The organism is Pseudomonas sp. 13B_2.1_Bac1 (genome assembly GCF_025466155.1).
GTDB classification, from domain to species: Bacteria; Pseudomonadota; Gammaproteobacteria; order Pseudomonadales; family Pseudomonadaceae; genus Aquipseudomonas; species Aquipseudomonas aylmerensis.
Map to the genome: position 1 here is coordinate 13,692 of NZ_JANLOH010000106.1, position 14,473 is coordinate 28,164.

16 protein-coding genes are annotated in these 14,473 nt (G+C 60.0%); all 16 read left to right on the forward strand.

Annotated elements, in window-relative coordinates; all coding sequences use genetic code 11:
- Nucleotides 1-44 precede the first annotated feature (44 nt).
- The 16 genes from NTD80_RS26330 (at nucleotide 45) to der (ending at nucleotide 14,431) form a co-directional block, all read left to right on the forward strand.
- On the forward strand, nucleotides 45-1,259 hold the full coding sequence (locus NTD80_RS26330) for an IscS subfamily cysteine desulfurase (RefSeq protein ID WP_017530022.1): 1,215 nt from the start codon (nucleotides 45-47) through the stop codon (nucleotides 1,257-1,259).
- 99 nt (nucleotides 1,260-1,358) lie between these two features.
- Nucleotides 1,359-1,745, forward strand: a complete 387-nt coding sequence (gene iscU / locus NTD80_RS26335; protein WP_003209682.1) for a Fe-S cluster assembly scaffold IscU — start codon at nucleotides 1,359-1,361, stop codon at nucleotides 1,743-1,745.
- Between the two features lie 28 nt (nucleotides 1,746-1,773).
- Nucleotides 1,774-2,097 (forward strand): iron-sulfur cluster assembly protein IscA, encoded by a 324-nt coding sequence (gene iscA, locus NTD80_RS26340; protein WP_003175963.1) that lies wholly within the window; start codon nucleotides 1,774-1,776, stop codon nucleotides 2,095-2,097.
- Nucleotides 2,098-2,105: 8 nt separating this feature from the next.
- Nucleotides 2,106-2,627 (forward strand): co-chaperone HscB, encoded by a 522-nt coding sequence (gene hscB, locus NTD80_RS26345; protein ID WP_106802684.1) that lies wholly within the window; start codon nucleotides 2,106-2,108, stop codon nucleotides 2,625-2,627.
- Nucleotides 2,628-2,678: 51 nt separating this feature from the next.
- On the forward strand, nucleotides 2,679-4,541 hold the full coding sequence (gene hscA, locus NTD80_RS26350; protein ID WP_262135481.1) for a Fe-S protein assembly chaperone HscA: 1,863 nt from the start codon (nucleotides 2,679-2,681) through the stop codon (nucleotides 4,539-4,541).
- A 3-nt stretch (nucleotides 4,542-4,544) separates the two neighbouring features.
- A complete protein-coding gene (fdx, locus tag NTD80_RS26355) occupies nucleotides 4,545-4,886 on the forward strand; it encodes an ISC system 2Fe-2S type ferredoxin (protein ID WP_015885743.1) in 342 nt (113 codons plus the stop codon).
- A gap of 14 nt (nucleotides 4,887-4,900) precedes the next feature.
- Nucleotides 4,901-5,101 (forward strand): Fe-S cluster assembly protein IscX, encoded by a 201-nt coding sequence (iscX, locus tag NTD80_RS26360; RefSeq protein ID WP_065908623.1) that lies wholly within the window; start codon nucleotides 4,901-4,903, stop codon nucleotides 5,099-5,101.
- Nucleotides 5,102-5,193: 92 nt separating this feature from the next.
- Nucleotides 5,194-5,619, forward strand: a complete 426-nt coding sequence (ndk, locus tag NTD80_RS26365) for a nucleoside-diphosphate kinase (RefSeq protein WP_060754319.1) — start codon at nucleotides 5,194-5,196, stop codon at nucleotides 5,617-5,619.
- 29 nt (nucleotides 5,620-5,648) lie between these two features.
- Nucleotides 5,649-6,797, forward strand: a complete 1,149-nt coding sequence (gene rlmN, locus NTD80_RS26370; RefSeq protein WP_065908625.1) for a 23S rRNA (adenine(2503)-C(2))-methyltransferase RlmN — start codon at nucleotides 5,649-5,651, stop codon at nucleotides 6,795-6,797.
- A gap of 12 nt (nucleotides 6,798-6,809) precedes the next feature.
- On the forward strand, nucleotides 6,810-7,568 hold the full coding sequence (gene pilW / locus NTD80_RS26375) for a type IV pilus biogenesis/stability protein PilW (RefSeq protein ID WP_065908627.1): 759 nt from the start codon (nucleotides 6,810-6,812) through the stop codon (nucleotides 7,566-7,568).
- Nucleotides 7,568-8,575: a helix-turn-helix domain-containing protein gene (locus NTD80_RS26380; RefSeq protein WP_262135482.1), complete on the forward strand. Its 1,008-nt coding sequence runs from the start codon at nucleotides 7,568-7,570 to the stop codon at nucleotides 8,573-8,575. The genes pilW and NTD80_RS26380 overlap by 1 nt, the downstream gene beginning before the upstream one ends.
- Nucleotides 8,576-8,577: 2 nt before the next feature.
- Nucleotides 8,578-9,687 (forward strand): flavodoxin-dependent (E)-4-hydroxy-3-methylbut-2-enyl-diphosphate synthase, encoded by a 1,110-nt coding sequence (gene ispG / locus NTD80_RS26385; protein ID WP_025859271.1) that lies wholly within the window; start codon nucleotides 8,578-8,580, stop codon nucleotides 9,685-9,687.
- Between the two features lie 23 nt (nucleotides 9,688-9,710).
- On the forward strand, nucleotides 9,711-11,000 hold the full coding sequence (gene hisS, locus NTD80_RS26390) for a histidine--tRNA ligase (RefSeq protein ID WP_065908631.1): 1,290 nt from the start codon (nucleotides 9,711-9,713) through the stop codon (nucleotides 10,998-11,000).
- A 41-nt stretch (nucleotides 11,001-11,041) separates the two neighbouring features.
- Nucleotides 11,042-11,683, forward strand: coding sequence for a YfgM family protein (locus NTD80_RS26395; RefSeq protein WP_065908632.1), 642 nt, complete (start codon nucleotides 11,042-11,044; stop codon nucleotides 11,681-11,683).
- On the forward strand, nucleotides 11,676-12,827 hold the full coding sequence (gene bamB / locus NTD80_RS26400; RefSeq protein ID WP_065908633.1) for an outer membrane protein assembly factor BamB: 1,152 nt from the start codon (nucleotides 11,676-11,678) through the stop codon (nucleotides 12,825-12,827). The genes NTD80_RS26395 and bamB overlap by 8 nt, the downstream gene beginning before the upstream one ends.
- A gap of 134 nt (nucleotides 12,828-12,961) precedes the next feature.
- Nucleotides 12,962-14,431 carry a ribosome biogenesis GTPase Der gene (gene der / locus NTD80_RS26405; protein WP_065908635.1) on the forward strand — a complete coding sequence of 490 codons (1,470 nt, stop codon included), beginning with the start codon at nucleotides 12,962-12,964 and terminating at the stop codon, nucleotides 14,429-14,431.
- Nucleotides 14,432-14,473: the final 42 nt, after the last annotated feature.

Here is a 14,473-nt window from a genome sequence, read left to right on the forward strand (position 1 = left end):
AAGAGCTAACGGCACGCCAGCCAGCCTGATTTAGGAGAAAGTCCATGAAATTGCCGATTTACCTTGATTACTCAGCGACCACCCCGGTTGATCCGCGTGTCGCGCAAAAGATGAGTGAATGCCTGCTGGTTGACGGAAACTTCGGCAACCCGGCCTCCCGTTCCCACGTATTCGGCTGGAAAGCCGAGGAAGCGGTCGAGAATGCTCGTCGCCAGGTCGCCGACCTGGTGGGTGCAGACCCGCGTGAAATCGTCTGGACCTCCGGTGCTACCGAGTCCGACAACCTGGCAATCAAGGGCGCGGCGCATTTCTATGCGACCAAGGGCAAGCACCTGATCACCACCAAGATTGAGCACAAGGCTGTCCTCGACACCATGCGCCAACTGGAGCGTGAAGGTTTCGAGGTGACCTACCTCGAGCCAACCACCGACGGTATCGTCACCCCGGCCATGATCGAAGCCGCGCTGCGTGAAGACACCATCCTGGTTTCCGTGATCCACGTGAACAACGAAATCGGCACCATCAATGACATCGCGGCCATTGGCGAGCTGACCCGTTCCAAGGGCATCCTGCTGCACGTCGACGCTGCCCAGTCCACCGGCAAGGTCGATATCGACCTGTCGAAACTGAAAGTCGACCTGATGTCGTTCTCTGCCCACAAGACCTACGGCCCTAAAGGCATCGGCGCGCTCTACGTGAGCCGCAAGCCTCGCGTGCGTATCGAAGCCACCATGCACGGCGGCGGTCACGAGCGCGGCATGCGTTCGGGCACCCTGGCGACCCACCAGATCGTCGGCATGGGCGAAGCTTTCCGCGTAGCCAAGGAAGACATGGCTGCCGAAAATGTACGCATCAAGGCCCTCAGCGATCGCTTCTACAAGCAGGTCGAGAACCTTGAAGAGCTGTACATCAACGGCAGCATGACCGCCCGTGTACCGCACAACCTGAATTTGAGCTTCAACTACGTCGAAGGCGAGTCGCTGATCATGGCACTCAAGGACCTGGCGGTTTCGTCCGGTTCGGCCTGCACCTCGGCTTCGCTTGAGCCTTCGTATGTCCTGCGCGCCCTGGGCCGCAACGACGAACTGGCACATAGCTCGATCCGCTTTACGTTCGGCCGCTTCACCACCGAAGAACAAGTCGACTACGCCGCGCAGAAAGTCTGCGAGGCCGTCAACAAGCTGCGCGTTTTGTCGCCGCTGTGGGACATGTACAAAGACGGTGTCGATATTTCCAAGATCGAGTGGGCGGCACACTAAATATAGAAGCCGCCACCCAAGCTCTGTAGGAACGTGGCGGAAAACGCAGGCGTTTTTACAGGGTTCCAGAGCGGCCCTGATGAGTGAGGATTCAGTACCATGGCTTACAGCGAAAAGGTCATCGACCACTACGAAAACCCGCGCAACGTCGGCAAGATGAACGCGGAAGACCCTGATGTCGGCACCGGCATGGTCGGCGCTCCGGCGTGCGGCGATGTGATGCGCCTGCAGATCAAGGTCAACGAGGCTGGCGTTATCGAAGACGCCAAATTCAAGACATATGGCTGCGGTTCCGCCATTGCCTCCAGCTCCCTCGCTACCGAGTGGATGAAAGGCAAGACCCTGGATGAGGCTGTCACTATCAGCAACACCCAGCTGGCCGAAGAACTGGCCCTGCCGCCGGTGAAAATTCACTGCTCGGTACTCGCTGAAGACGCCATCAAGGCGGCCGTTCGCGACTACAAGCAGAAGAAAGGCTTGATCTAAGCATTTGGCGACGAGTAAGGAGTCAACGATGGCTATCAGCATGACAGAAGCGGCTGCGCAGCACATTCGCCGCTCCCTGAATGGGCGCGGTAAAGGTGAGGGGATTCGTCTGGGTGTTCGCACCACGGGCTGTTCCGGCCTTGCCTACGTGCTGGAGTTTGTCGACGAGGTGGTTGCGGAAGACCAGGTGTTCGAAAGTCACGGCGAGAAAGTGATTATCGACCCCAAGAGCCTGACCTACCTGGACGGCACCGAACTCGATTTCGTCAAGGAAGGGTTGAACGAAGGCTTCAAGTTCAACAACCCCAACGTGCGCGGTGAGTGTGGCTGCGGCGAAAGCTTCAACATCTGAGGCTATTCGTGGGTACTCCTTGTCATTTCGCTTTATTCGAGCTGCAGCCGAGTTTCCGGCTGGACCTCGAACAGCTAGCCACGCGCTACCGTGAATTGGCGCGTGGCGTGCACCCGGACCGCTTCGCTGACGCTTCCGAGCGTGAGCAACGCCAGGCCCTGGAGCAATCGGCCAGCCTCAACGAAGCCTATCAGACGCTCAAAAGCCCTCCGAAACGCGCGCGTTACCTGCTCGCGATGAATGGTGGCGAGTTGCCGCTGGAAGTCACGGTTCACGATCCGGACTTCCTGATGCAGCAGATGCAGTGGCGCGAAGAGCTCGAAGACTTGCAGGACGAAGCCGATCTGGCGGGTGTCGCGGTCTTCAAGCGTCGTCTGAAAACGGCCCAGGATGAGCTCAACGAAAGCTTCGCAGCCTGTTGGAACGATGCTGCGCAACGCGAACAGGCCGAACGCCTGATGCGGCGCATGCAGTTCCTCGACAAGCTCACCTACGAAGTGCGCCAGTTAGAAGAGCGCCTCGACGATTAACCCAGTGCTGCCCGTGATGCACGCCTGATAGACAGATAAGACCTGATTACCATGGCTCTACTGCAAATCGCCGAACCCGGCCAAAGCCCTCAACCGCACCAGCGTCGCCTGGCGGTGGGGATTGACCTGGGCACCACCAATTCCCTGGTTGCTGCCTTGCGCAGCGGCCTGTCCGAGCCGCTGCCCGACGCCGATGGCCAGGTGATCCTGCCGTCCGCCGTGCGCTATCACGCTGATCGCACCGAAGTAGGCGAGTCGGCCAAGCTGGCCGCGTCTGCCGATCCTTTGAACACCGTGCTGTCGGTCAAGCGCTTGATGGGTCGTGGTCTGTCCGACGTCAAGCAATTGGGCGACCAGCTGCCGTACCGCTTTGTCGGTGGCGAATCCCATATGCCGTTCATCGACACTGTCCAGGGGCCGAAGAGCCCGGTGGAAGTGTCTGCCGATATTCTCAAGGTGTTGCGCCAGCGTGCGGAATCCACCTTGGGCGGCGAACTGGTGGGCGCGGTGATCACCGTTCCGGCGTATTTCGATGATGCTCAGCGCCAAGCCACCAAGGACGCGGCGAAACTCGCCGGCCTCAACGTGCTGCGCCTGCTCAACGAGCCTACTGCGGCGGCCGTGGCCTATGGCCTGGATCAGCACGCAGAAGGCCTGGTCGCTATTTATGATCTGGGCGGCGGCACCTTTGATATTTCGATCCTGCGCCTGACCGGCGGTGTCTTCGAAGTGCTGGCCACCGGCGGCGACAGCGCCCTGGGCGGCGATGACTTCGATCATGCCATTGCGGGCTGGATCATCTCCAGCGCCGGCTTGTCGGCTGACCTGGATCCGGGCGCGCAACGCAACCTGTTGCAAACCGCCTGTGCGGCCAAGGAAGCGTTGACTGATGCCGCCTCCGTTGAAGTGTCCTACGGCACTTGGTCGGCGCAACTGACCCGCGACGCCTTCGATGCGTTGATCGAACCGATGGTTGCCCGCAGCCTCAAGGCTTGCCGTCGCGCCGTGCGTGATTCCGGTATTGAGCTGGAAGACGTCGGTGCCGTGGTCATGGTGGGTGGTTCCACCCGTGTGCCGCGCGTTCGCGAGGCCGTGGCCGAAGCCTTTGGTCGCCAGCCGCTGACTGAAATCGACCCGGATCAGGTAGTTGCCATTGGTGCTGCGATCCAGGCCGATACCCTGGCTGGGAACAAGCGCGATGGTGGCGAGTTGCTGCTGCTCGACGTGATTCCGCTGTCCCTGGGCCTCGAAACCATGGGCGGCCTGATGGAGAAGGTGATTCCACGTAATACCACCATCCCCGTTGCCCGCGCCCAGGACTTCACTACTTACAAAGATGGCCAGACGGCCATGATGATTCATGTGCTGCAAGGCGAGCGCGAGTTGATCAGCGATTGCCGCTCCCTGGCGCGCTTTGAATTGCGCGGCATTCCGGCGATGGTGGCCGGTGCGGCGAAGATTCGCGTGACCTTCCAGGTCGACGCCGATGGCCTGCTCAGTGTCGCTGCGCGCGAACTGGCGTCCGGCGTCGAAGCCAGCATCCAGGTCAAGCCGTCCTACGGCCTGACCGACGGCGAAATCGCCAAGATGCTCAAGGACTCGTTCCAATATGCCGGTGACGACAAGGTCGCCCGCGTATTGCGTGAGCAGCAAGTGGATGCCCAGCGCCTGCTCGAAGCGGTGCAGGGCGCCCTTGAGGCGGATGGCGAGCGCCTGTTGGATGCCGAAGAGCGCATGGTCATCGACCTGCAAATGCAGGAACTGGCTGAACTGATGAAAGGCAACGATGGTTACGCCATCGAGCAGCAGACCAAGCGCTTGTCGCAGGTCACGGATGCGTTTGCCGCCCGGCGCATGGATCAGACGGTGAAAGCCGCACTGGCCGGGCGCAACCTGAATGAAATCGAGGAATAATTAATGCCGCAGGTCATTTTTCTGCCACACGCCGAGCATTGCCCGGACGGTATGGTCGTGGAGGCTGAGACCGGCAAGTCCATCCTCGAAGTTGCCCATGACAACCACATCGAGATCGAAAGCGCCTGTGGCGGTGTGTGCGCCTGCACCACCTGCCACTGCGTGATTCGCGAGGGTTTCAACTCCCTGGAAGAAGCGGATGAGCTCGAAGAGGACTTCCTGGACCGCGCCTGGGGCCTGGAGGCGACTTCTCGCCTAAGCTGTCAGGCAAAGGTCGGAACTGAAGACATCACCGTCGAAATCCCGAAATATTCCCTCAACCATGCAGCCGAAGCGCCGCATTGATTCAAGGAAATGTCATGAGCCTGAAATGGGTTGATGTACAAGAGATCGCTATACAACTTGCGCAAGCCCACCCGGAGGTCAATCCTCTGACGGTCAACTTCGTCAAGCTGCGCAATCTGGTGATGGAACTGCCGGACTTCGACGACATCCCCGACCGGGGTGGCGAAAAGGTTCTGGAGGCGATTCAAGGCCTGTGGATCGAAGAAGCAGACTGAACCGCCTTTTTACGCAGTTAGGCAATACCCAATAACCCGCGTATAATTCGCGGGTTTAATTTTTCGTAAATTACCGTTTCTGGAGTTACACCATGGCTGTTCAACGTACTTTCTCCATCATCAAGCCTGACGCTGTTGCAAAAAACGTCATCGGCGAGATCACCACTCGTTTCGAAAAAGCCGGCCTGAAGGTTGTAGCTTCGAAACTCAAGCAACTGTCCAAGGCTGAAGCTGAAGGCTTCTACGCTGAGCACAGCGCTCGTGGCTTCTTCGGCGACCTGGTTGCCTTCATGATCTCCGGTCCTGTTGTTGTTCAGGTCCTGGAAGGCGAAAACGCTATCGCTCTGAACCGTGAGCTGATGGGCGCTACCAACCCTAAAGAAGCAGCTGCCGGCACCATCCGTGCTGATTTCGCTGAGTCCATCGACGCCAACGCTGTACACGGTTCGGACTCCGAAGCCGCTGCTGCTCGCGAAATCGCTTACTTTTTCGCTGCTACTGAAGTAACCGCTCGCTAAGCATCGGCTTAAAGAGTGAGGGTGAATCCATGACTACATCGACTGTTAAAACCAACCTGCTGGGTCTGACTCAACAGGAAATGGAAAAATTCTTCGACTCAATCGGGGAGAAGCGTTTCCGTGCCGGTCAGGTAATGAAGTGGATTCACCACTTTGGCGTCGACGATTTCGACGCCATGACGAACGTCAGCAAGGCTTTGCGCGACAAGCTCAAGGCTATTGCTGAAGTGCGTGGTCCGGAAGTGGTCAGCGAGGACATCTCCAGCGACGGCACCCGTAAATGGGTGGTGCGCGTGGCGTCCGGCAGTTGTGTCGAGACCGTGTACATTCCCCAGGGCAAACGCGGCACCTTGTGCGTTTCGTCCCAGGCAGGCTGTGCCCTGGACTGCAGTTTCTGCTCCACCGGCAAGCAAGGCTTCAATAGCAACCTCACCGCCGCCGAAGTCATCGGCCAGGTGTGGATTGCCAACAAATCCTTTGGCAGCGTCCCGGCAACCGTCGACCGTGCCATCACCAACGTGGTGATGATGGGCATGGGTGAGCCGCTGCTGAACTTCGACAACGTCGTTTCGGCCATGCATCTGATGATGGACGACCTGGGCTACGGCATCTCCAAGCGCCGTGTGACCCTGTCGACCTCCGGCGTGGTGCCGATGATCGATGAGTTGTCCAAGCACATCGACGTCTCCCTGGCGTTGTCGCTGCACGCACCCAATGACGCATTGCGTAACCAATTGGTGCCGATCAACAAGAAGTATCCGCTTAAGATGCTGCTCGAGTCTTGCCAGCGCTACATGTCGTCCCTGGGCGAAAAGCGCGTGCTGACCATTGAGTACACCCTGCTCAAGGACATCAACGACAAGGTCGAACACGCGGTCGAGATGATCGAGTTGCTCAAGAACATCCCGTGCAAGATCAACCTGATTCCGTTCAACCCGTTTCCACATTCTGGCTACGAGCGGCCGAGCAACAACGCCATCCGCCGTTTCCAGGATCAACTGCACCAGGCCGGCTACAACGTCACCGTACGCACCACCCGTGGTGAAGACATCGACGCCGCCTGTGGCCAATTGGTAGGACAGGTGCTGGATCGCACCCGTCGCAGCGAACGTTATATCGCGGTGCGCGAACTGAGCGCCGCCGACGATATGCCACAAAGCGCTGCGAATCGAAACTGAGAGAGGATCTCTATGCCCTTGCGCCTTGCGCTGCTTTTACTGGTGACCGGCCTTGCGGCCGGATGTGTTTCATCGGGACATGAAAGCCCGTTGCAAACCGGTAAAGGCCGTGACGCGGCGCGAGTTGCCTATGTGCAACTGGGGTTGGGGTACCTGCAGCAAGGCATGAGCGAACAGGCCAAGGTGCCATTGAAAAAGGCCCTGGCGCTGGACAGCGACGATGCCGACGTCAACGCGGCATTGGCCCTGGTATTCCAGGCCCAGGCCGAGCCTGAACTGGCCGATCAGTATTTCAACAAAGCCCTGGCCGTCCGGCCTGCCGATCCGAGGTTGCTGAACAATTACGGCAGCTTCCTGTTCGCGCAGCAACGTTATGACCAGGCAGCCGTTAATTTCCAGCAAGCCAGCGCCGATACCCTCTATCCTGAACGCTCGCGGGTGTTCGAGAACCTTGGGGTGACCTCGATGCGCCTCGGCCAGCGCGACAGCGCACGCCAGCAACTGGAAAAAGCCCTGCACTTGAACGGTCGTCAGCCACGCGCGTTGCTCGAAATGGCTGAGTTGTCCTACGAAGACAGGCATTATGTGCCGGCACGTGACTATTACGAGCGTTTTAGCCTGCTCAGCGGGCAAAATGCACGTAGTCTATTGCTCGGTGTGCGCCTGGCGACGGTTCATGAAGAACGCGACACGGCCGCACGTTTTGGCCAGCAACTCGAACGACTCTATCCCGGTACGCCGGAATATCAGCAATACCTGTCGGAGCAATGATGAAAGCGGCGCACCCGGAAGTTGTAGCAGCTAATCGCGTAAACCCAGGCGACACCTTGCGTCAGGCCCGCGAAAGCAATGGTTGGTCGTTGGCGGAAGTGGCCCTCAAGCTCAATTTGACCACCACCTCCCTGGGCAACCTGGAAGCCGGCGCGTTCGACAAGCTGCCTGGGCATACCTTCGCCCGCGGCTACATCCGCGCCTACGCCAAGCTGCTGGGGATCGACCAAGCCGTATTGGTCCAGGAATTCGACCAGTTCACCGGCACCGACTCCCAGGGCAGCAATGTCCACGGCCTGGGCCGCATCGAAGAGCCGGTGCGGGTTTCCCACACGATTTTACGCATTGTCAGCCTGTTGCTGCTGATCGCTGTCATTGGCGGCGGGTTTGTCTGGTGGCAAGACCAGACCTCCCAGCGCTCCAAGGACCTGACCAGCAACGCCATGGAGCACGTCGAAGTCGAAAGCGCCGACGGCACCACCCAGATTCACCCGCTCGATGAGCCAGAGGACCAGGCTGTGGCTGAGAGCCAGGCCGCGCCTGAAGCGCCGGTTGCCACTGAGCCGCCAGCAGCAGAAACCGCACCTGCCGCAACCGCTGCCGTACCAGCACCTGCGACGCCGTCTGCACCGGCTCACACACCGGCAGCTCCGGCCGCCCAGGCGCACACTCCAGCGACTCCGGCGCAGGCGCCAGCGGCCCCAACGCCGGCCGCTCCGGCAGCGCCTGCGATTTCACCGCCTACCGCCCCGGCATTGATCGCGGGTGATGGGCGCGTACAGATCACCTTCATCGCTGACTGCTGGACGCAGGTCACCGATGGCAATGGCAAAGTGCTGTTTAGCGGTCTGAAGCGTAAGGGAGATACTCTTGACCAAGGCGGCAAGCCTCCTTTGACGCTGCGTCTGGGCTTTGCCCGTGGCGCGCAAGTGGCCTACAACGGCCAGCCTGTGGACGTGGCGCCGTTCACCAGTGGCGAGACCGCTCGCCTCAAGTTGGGACAATAGTCATGCACGGCGAATCTCCAATCAAACGTCGCGTATCGCGCAAGATCTGGGTCGGCTCGGTGCCGGTGGGCGGCGATGCCCCCATCGCGGTGCAGAGCATGACCAACAGCGACACCAATGACGTGGCCGCTACCGTCGCCCAGATCAACCGTCTGGAAGCGGCCGGCGTGGACATCGTGCGGGTATCCGTGCCGGACATGGACGCTGCCGAAGCCTTCGGTCGCATCAAGCAACTGGTCAAGGTGCCGTTGGTGGCCGACATTCACTTCGACTACAAGATCGCACTGCGCGTAGCCGAACTGGGTGTGGACTGCCTGCGTATCAACCCGGGCAACATCGGTCGCGAAGACCGTGTGCGTGCCGTGGTGGATGCGGCGCGTGATCGCGGCATTCCGATCCGCATCGGCGTCAACGCCGGCTCCCTGGAAAAAGACCTGCAAAAGAAATACGGCGAGCCGACCCCGGCGGCGCTGGTTGAATCGGCGCTGCGCCATGTTGAACACCTTGAACGCCTGAATTTCCAGGACTTCAAGGTCAGCGTAAAGGCCTCCGACGTGTTCATGGCCGTAGAAGCCTACCGCCTGCTGGCCAAGGAAATCGTGCAGCCGCTGCACCTGGGTATCACCGAAGCCGGTGGTTTACGTTCAGGCACAGTGAAATCTGCGGTGGGTCTCGGTATGCTGCTCGCCGAAGGGATTGGCGATACTATCCGCATCTCCCTCGCGGCAGACCCGGTAGAGGAAGTGAAGGTCGGTTACGACATTCTCAAATCCCTGCATTTGCGTTCCCGTGGCATCAACTTCATTGCCTGCCCGAGCTGCTCGCGGCAGAACTTCGACGTGGTGAAAACCATGAACGAACTGGAAGGGCGCCTCGAAGACCTGCTGGTGCCGCTGGATGTCGCGGTAATCGGTTGTGTGGTCAACGGCCCGGGTGAAGCCAAAGAGGCGCACATCGGCTTGACCGGCGGCACACCGAACTTGATCTACATCGACGGCAAGCCGTCGCAGAAGTTGACGAATGACAATCTGGTGGATGAGCTCGAAAGACTGATCCGCGAGAAAGCGGCCGAAAAGGTCGCGGCTGACGCAGCGCTGATCGCGCGCGGCTGATTGAACGAATTTAAGGATTTGATGTGAGCAAGTCTCTGCAAGCCATTCGTGGCATGAACGACATCCTGCCTGAGCAGACGCCCCTGTGGCGTTACTTCGAGAGCACTGTCGCGCGCCTGCTGGATAACTACGGTTACAAGCAGATCCGCATGCCGATCGTCGAGTTCACCGAGCTGTTCAAGCGCTCGATCGGTGAAGTGACCGACATCGTCGAAAAAGAGATGTACACCTTTGAGGACCGCAACGGCGACTCCCTGACCCTGCGTCCGGAAGGCACAGCCGCGTGCGTGCGCGCCGTGCTCGAGCATGGCCTCACCGGTGGCGGCCAGCCACAGAAACTCTGGTACATCGGCCCGATGTTTCGCCACGAGCGCCCGCAGAAAGGCCGTTATCGCCAGTTCCACCAGATCGGCCTGGAGGTGTTCAACCTCGACGGTCCCGACATCGACGCCGAGCTGATCGTGCTGACCTGGCGCCTGTGGGGCCTGCTGGGCATCCGCGACGCGGTCAAGCTTGAGCTCAACAGCCTGGGCACCAGCGAGTCGCGCGGTCGCTATCGCGAGGCCCTGGTCGAATACCTGTCCGCCCACCTGGACAAACTGGATGAAGACAGCCAGCGCCGTCTGAAAACCAACCCGTTGCGCGTCCTTGATACCAAGAACGCCGACACCCAGGCCGTGCTGGTTGATGCGCCGAAAATGGCCGACTACCTGGACGACGAATCCCGACTCCACTTCGAGGGCCTCAAGGCTCGCCTGGAGGCGGCCGGGATTCCGTACGTGATCAACCCGAAGCTGGTACGTGGCCTCGATTACTACAGCAAGACCGTGTTCGAGTGGGTCACCGACAAGCTCGGCGCCCAGGGCACCGTGTGTGCCGGTGGGCGTTACGACGGCCTGGTTGAACAGATGGGCGGCAAGCCGACCGCGGGTGTAGGTTTTGCCATGGGTATCGAGCGGCTGATCCTGCTGCTGGAAACCCTGGAGCAGGTCCCGGAAGAAATCTCCCGTCAGGTGGATGTGTACCTGTGCGCGTTCGGCGAGGCGGCCGAACTGGCAGCCCTGGCCCTGAGCGAAAAGGTTCGCGACCAACTGCCGAACCTGCGCCTGCAGATCAATGCCGGCGCCGGCAGCTTCAAGAGCCAGTTCAAGAAGGCCGACAAGAGCGGTGCGCTGTATGCACTGATCCTCGGCGATGACGAGTTGGCCCAGCAAGTGATAGGTTTCAAACCCCTGCGTGGCCAGGGCGAGCAACAGAACATTGCCTTTGATGCGCTCGCCGCGCACTTGGCCACCTGCGTCGTGCAGGGTTGAAGCTGTCGAACAGCCGAATTTAGCGATTAAGGAGTATTGGGGTGTCGAGTACTGATGATGAGCAACTGGCCGAGTTCAAGGACTGGTGGCAGCGTAACGGCAAGCCCCTGGTTACTGGCGGCCTGCTGGCTTTAGTGGTGGTGTTCGGCTGGCAAGCCTGGACCAAGTATCAGGCCAACCAATCCCAGGGCGCCTCGATCCTCTATCAGCAATTGCTGGAAACCACGTTGACGCCTGACGGCAAACCCGACCCTGCACAAGTAGCGGATCTGGCCGGCAAGCTGAAGAACGAATTTGGCGGTACCACTTACGCCCAGTACGGCAGCCTGTTCGTCGCGAAAGTCGCGGTCGACACCGGCAAGCTGGATGACGCAGCCACCGAGCTGAAGGCCATCGCCGACAAACCGACCAACCCGACCCTGGGTGAAATCGCACGTCAGCGCCTGGCTCAGGTATTGGCGGCACAGAACAAGGCTGACGAAGCACTCAAACTGCTCGACGGCGATGCTGACAAGGCATTTGTAGCCACTCGCGAAGAGCTCAAGGGCGACCTGTTGGTCCAATTGGGTCGTACCGACGAAGCCAATGCTGCGTACCAAAAAGCCAAGGCGGCGCTGTCTGATGAAGCGGCGGTCGGTGGCTTACAAATCAAGCTGGACGACTTGGCCAAAGGGGATGCGTGACGTGATCCGTTGGAAACATGCAGCATTGCTGGCTCTGGCCGTTCTGGCCGCGGGTTGCAGCAGCAACAGTAAAAAAGAACTGCCTCCGGCCGAGCTGACCAGCTTCAAGGAAGAAGTGGTCCTGCAAAAGCAGTGGAGCCGCTCCATCGGTGACGGTCAGGGCGACACCTACAACATGTTGGTACCGGCAATCGACGGTGACAACATTGTGGCCGCTGACGTGACCGGCGTCGTGATCTCCATGGATCGCATGAACGGCGACGTGAAGTGGAAGAAAGACCTCGAATTGCCTGTGTCCGGCGCCGTTGGCGTGGGTTATGGCCTGGTGATGCTCGGCACGCTCAAGGGCGAAGTCGTGGCGCTGGATTCCAGCACCGGTGAAGAGAAATGGCGCGCTCGCGTGACCAGTGAGGTTCTCGCACCGCCTGCCACCAACGGCGATATCGTCGTGGTGCAGACCCAGGACGACCGTGTGATCGGCCTCGACGCCAGCACCGGTGAACAGCGCTGGTTGTACGACAGCACCCCGGCGGTACTGACGTTGCGCGGTACCAGTGGTCCGATTGTGACCAACAATCTGGCCGTTGCAGGCCTGTCGACCGGTAAAGTGGTCGCCCTCGATACCCAGAACGGCGTGCCGGCCTGGGAAACCCGTGTGGCCATCCCGCAAGGTCGTTCGGAACTCGATCGCGTGGTCGACATCGATGGTGGCTTGCTGCTGTCGGGTGAAACGATCTACGTCGCCACTTACCAGGGCCGTGTAGCGGCGCTGGACCTGCAGAGCGGTCGCGTCAACTGGCAGCGTGATGCTTCCAGCTACGCGGGTGTCGCCCAAGGGTTTGGCAGCGTCTACGTCAGCCTGGCATCCGGCACCGTTGAAAGTGTGGATGAGCGCACCACCACTGCGCTGTGGAGCAACGACTCGCTGGCCCGCCGTCAACTGTCGGCACCGGAAGTGTTCTCCAGCTACGTGGCTGTTGGCGACTTCGAAGGCTACCTGCACCTGCTGAGCCAGGTGGACGGTCGCTTCGTAGGTCGTGAGCGTATCGACAGCGACGGCCTGCGTGCCCGTCCGCTGGTCGTGGGTAACATGCTTTATGTGTTTGGCAACAGCGGCAAGCTGGAAGCCCTGACCATCAAGTAAGAACTATGCTTGGGGTAACCCCCAGGCGGCCCCGTTTCGGCGGGGCATGCGGCATTTGAATATGCTGCCCCGAGCACCAGCCGCTGCCTTGCAGCGGCTTTTGTATTTTCTGAAATAACGAAGTGGAGAGCCGCATGGTTCCCGTAATCGCCCTGGTGGGCCGACCTAACGTCGGCAAGTCCACCTTGTTCAACCGCCTGACCAGGACTCGCGACGCCATCGTCGGCGACTTGTCCGGTCTGACCCGTGATCGCCAATACGGTGAGGCAAAGTGGCAAGGGCGCTCCTACATTATTGTCGACACCGGTGGTATCTCCGGTGACGAGCATGGCATGGACGAAAAAATGGCCGAGCAGTCGCTGCTGGCCATTGAAGAAGCCGATGTCGTGTTGTTCCTGGTGGACGCCCGTGCGGGCTACACCGCTGCCGACCAGATGATTGGCGAGCACCTGCGCAAGCGCAACAAGCGTTCCTACGTGGTCGCCAACAAGATCGACAACATCGATCCTGAACTGGCCCGTGCCGAATTCAGCCCGATGGGCCTGGGCGACGCGATCCCGATCGCCGGTGCACACGGTCGCGGCATCACCCAGATGCTGGAAATTGCCCTGAGCAGCTTCCCCAAGGATGACGCCGAGGAAGAAGAGGGCGAGGAAGAGATCGTCGCCGAGGGTGAGGAAGCCAAGCGCATTCCTGGCCCGAGCGAAAAAGACGGTATCAAGATCGCCATCATCGGCCGTCCGAACGTGGGCAAGTCGACCCTGGTCAACCGCATGCTCGGTGAAGACCGGGTTATCGTGTATGACCAACCCGGCACCACGCGCGACAGTATCTACATCCCGTTCGAGCGTAACGACGAGAAGTACACGCTGATCGACACCGCCGGTGTGCGCAAGCGCGGCAAGATCCACGAGGAAGTTGAAAAGTTCTCCGTGGTGAAAACCCTGCAGGCGATCAAAGACGCCAACGTGGTGATCTTCGTGATGGACGCCCGCGAAGGCGTGGTGGACCACGACCTCAACTTGCTGGGCTTTGCCCTGGAAGCCGGTCGCGCCCTGGTGATCGCGATCAACAAGTGGGACGGCATGACGCCGAGCGAGCGCGATTTCGTCAAGATCGAGCTGCAGCGCCGGCTGTTCTTCGTCGAGTTCGCCGACATCCACTTCATCTCGGCACTGCACGGGACCGGCGTGGGCAACCTCTACGCATCCGTACAGAACTCGTTCAAGTCCGCGGTCACCCGCTGGCCGACCAACCGCCTGACCCAGATCCTCGAAGACGCGGTGGGCGAACACGCGCCACCGATGGTCAACAACCGCCGGATCAAACTGCGTTACGCCCACTTGGGTGGTGCCAACCCGCCGATTATCGTGATCCACGGTAACCAGATCGAGAAGGTGCCAAAGTCCTATGTGCGTTACCTGGAGAACACCTACCGCCGTGTCCTGAAGCTGGTCGGTACGCCGATCCGCATCGAGTTCAAGGGCGGCGAGAACCCATACGAAGGCAACAAGAACACACTGACTGACCGTCAGGTGAACAAGAAGCGTCGTTTGATGACTCACCACAAGAAGGCCGACAAGAAGCGCCGCGACAAGCGATAGCAGCAGCTTCAAGTCGTCAGCTACAGGCTGCAAGAGAGGGCT

Bases quoted from the DNA above. Each gene is read 5' to 3' on its own strand.
- NTD80_RS26330 (WP_017530022.1), top strand. From the start codon at position 45: ATGAAATTGCCGATTTACCTTGATTACTCAGCGACCACCCCGGTTGAT.
- iscU (WP_003209682.1), top strand. From the start codon at position 1,359: ATGGCTTACAGCGAAAAGGTCATCGACCACTACGAAAACCCGCGCAAC.
- iscA (WP_003175963.1), top strand. From the start codon at position 1,774: ATGGCTATCAGCATGACAGAAGCGGCTGCGCAGCACATTCGCCGCTCC.
- hscA (WP_262135481.1), top strand. From the start codon at position 2,679: ATGGCTCTACTGCAAATCGCCGAACCCGGCCAAAGCCCTCAACCGCAC.
- fdx (WP_015885743.1), top strand. From the start codon at position 4,545: ATGCCGCAGGTCATTTTTCTGCCACACGCCGAGCATTGCCCGGACGGT.
- iscX (WP_065908623.1), top strand. From the start codon at position 4,901: ATGAGCCTGAAATGGGTTGATGTACAAGAGATCGCTATACAACTTGCG.
- ndk (WP_060754319.1), top strand. From the start codon at position 5,194: ATGGCTGTTCAACGTACTTTCTCCATCATCAAGCCTGACGCTGTTGCA.
- rlmN (WP_065908625.1), top strand. From the start codon at position 5,649: ATGACTACATCGACTGTTAAAACCAACCTGCTGGGTCTGACTCAACAG.
- pilW (WP_065908627.1), top strand. From the start codon at position 6,810: ATGCCCTTGCGCCTTGCGCTGCTTTTACTGGTGACCGGCCTTGCGGCC.
- NTD80_RS26380 (WP_262135482.1), top strand. From the start codon at position 7,568: ATGAAAGCGGCGCACCCGGAAGTTGTAGCAGCTAATCGCGTAAACCCA.
- ispG (WP_025859271.1), top strand. From the start codon at position 8,578: ATGCACGGCGAATCTCCAATCAAACGTCGCGTATCGCGCAAGATCTGG.
- bamB (WP_065908633.1), top strand. From the start codon at position 11,676: ATGCGTGACGTGATCCGTTGGAAACATGCAGCATTGCTGGCTCTGGCC.
- der (WP_065908635.1), top strand. From the start codon at position 12,962: ATGGTTCCCGTAATCGCCCTGGTGGGCCGACCTAACGTCGGCAAGTCC.